Below are 1,747 nucleotides of genomic sequence, written 5' to 3'. Positions count from 1 at the left end.
GACGGGACCGTCCCTCGGCAGGTCCTTCAGCCTGTAGGACCTGCCGGTTATCTTGACCAGGTGGCAGTGGTGGCACACCCTGTCCGCGATCGCGCTCGCCGCCACGTCGTCCCCGAACACCCTGCCCCAGCCGCTGATCCCCACGTTGGTGGTGATGATCGTCGAGCGCTGCTCGTAGCGCGTCGATATCAGCTGGAACAGCAGGTCCGCGCCCGCGCTGCCGACGTCGAGGTAGCCGAGCTCGTCGATGATCAGCAGCCTCGAGTGGGCGTAGTACCTGAGCCTCTTCTTGAGGATGCCGCGCGACGAGGCGTCCTCCAGGTCCTCGACGAGCCGGGCGCAGTCCACGAACCTGACCTCGCGCCCCGCCCTGACCGCCTCGATGCCCAGCGCGACGGCGAGGTGCGTCTTGCCCACGCCGGGGCTCCCCACGAACAGGACGTTCTCGGCCCGCTCGACGAACCTCAGGGTCGCGAGCTCCTCGATCTCGGCGCGCGGGACCGACGGCTGGAAGTCCCAGTCGAAGTCCGCCAGCCCCTTGACGTAGGGGAACCCCGACGACCGTATGCGCTGGTTGGTGATCCTGACCTCCCGGGCCGCGACCTCGACGCGCGTCATCTCCTCGAGGGCGGAGGCGAAGCCCCGCTCGCCCGCGGCGACCATCCTCACGTAGTCGGGCAGGGACGCCGCCATCTCGTGCAGCCCGAGCGCGCAGAGGTTCGCCTGCGCCCTGATCGAGGGGCTGCCCTCCGCGACGGCGCCCATCACGCCCCTCCGAGCGAGTCGAGCAGCGCGAGGTTGGCGCGCGCGGCCTCGGCGATGTCCGCGTCGGCCAGGCCCCGCTTCCCCTCGAGGGCCTGCCCGTAGTGGTCGGGGTCGTAGTTGATGGGCCTCGACGGCCCGGACGCGGCGTCGTGGACGGCGACCTCCTCGCCGGCCATCCTCACCACGACCTGGCCGCCGGGCATCGCCACGACGCTCACGCGCCGGCCGATGCAGCGCCTGGGCACGGACCACTCCCTGCCGGCGGCCCTGACGAGCATGGTCGACGGGACGGTCTGGACGCTCACGTCGCCCACCATCGACTCGAGGAGCCGGAGGTTCCCGATGGGCCGCAGGCTCTCCTTCTCCCGCATGAACAGCACGTCGGGCGGCAGGCCGGTGGTGCGGTTCGGCTCCGAGTTGGCCTGGGCCTCGACCCGGGCCACCGCCTCGGCGAGGCCGCTCCACCCGGTGAACTCGCCGCCGTAGGCGAGCAGGCGGTTCAGGAAGCGGTTGGCCGACTCGTCCTTGCCCTTGGTCTGCGGCGAGCGCGGCGCGCAGAGCCTGAGCTCGAAGCCGGCCTCCCGCGCGAACCGCCACGCCCTCTCCTGCCTGGTCCTCCTGCGGCCCGAGACGGTCACCAGGCACGACATGTTGTCCGTGATGCACTCCTCCGGGACGCCGCCGAGGCGGGTGAAGGTGGCGAGCAGGCAGGACAGCAGGTCGTCGAGCGTGCGGCTCCTGACCGGTATGAAGCGGTGCTTCCGGGAGTAGCCGAGCGTCGCGGTGAACACGCTGAACTCGAAGACCTCGCCCTCCGAGTCGACGAGCCTCATGCCCTCCTTCCAGTCGAACTGCAGCTGCCTGCCCGGGGGCGTCTCGAACCGCGGGTGCGGCTCGCGGCCGCCCGCGCCCCCGAAGGGCACGTCGCGGGCCCGGCACCAGGCGGTGAAGGCGCCGTACCCGGGCAGCCCCTCCCCGCGGC

The 1,747-nt window shown here is 71.8% G+C and carries 2 protein-coding genes; both read right to left on the bottom strand.

Going from position 1 to position 1,747, the window contains the following annotated elements:
- Nucleotides 1-765 (bottom strand): IS21-like element helper ATPase IstB (istB, locus tag ACTNDJ_RS08895; protein ID WP_441083568.1); only part of this gene is annotated, 765 nt, incomplete at its 3' end.
- Nucleotides 765-1,747: Mu transposase domain-containing protein (locus tag ACTNDJ_RS08890; protein ID WP_441083567.1), on the bottom strand; the 983-nt coding region annotated here is incomplete at its 5' end. The genes ACTNDJ_RS08890 and istB, both read right to left, overlap by 1 nt.

Origin of the sequence: Collinsella sp. HCP3S3_D1 (genome assembly GCF_052064015.1) — a bacterium.
GTDB lineage: Bacteria > Actinomycetota > Coriobacteriia > Coriobacteriales > Coriobacteriaceae > Collinsella.
This window is presented reverse-complemented; position numbering and strand designations above follow the sequence as displayed.